A 337-nucleotide genomic window follows, 5' to 3' on the forward strand; every position below is an offset into this window, starting at 1 on the left:
GTCCTCACACCTCTTGGCGATCACCGGAGCAGACCTGGCATTCCTAAGACGTTGTGGCACGGTGGCTTTGTTAGCGCGCCGGTATGGTGGGTGTGGTCCTGGACGGAGGCGCGTCGCTCGGGTTTGGCAGGCGATGCACACCCAACCGGCCGAGTGCCAGCGTGCCGTTGTCAAGAACACTTGGAATGCGACCTGAAATATCGCGCCAGTGCGAGGCATATTGATAGACGGCTACGGTATCTTCGACCGCGTTGTGGTCGACGGCGCTTTCAGGTTGCACCTCCTCACCCTTCATCTGGACGATTTGCTTCTTGGGCTCAAGGATCGTCGTGCGGCC

General features: G+C 59.9%; 1 protein-coding gene. It reads right to left on the reverse strand.

The annotated features are described in order from the left end of the window. Nucleotides 1-70: 70 nt before the first annotated feature. Nucleotides 71-337 (reverse strand): hypothetical protein (locus AC0L3O_RS35550; protein ID WP_473618171.1); only part of this gene is annotated, 267 nt, incomplete at its 5' end.

The organism is Mesorhizobium sp. WSM4810, assembly GCF_055811235.1.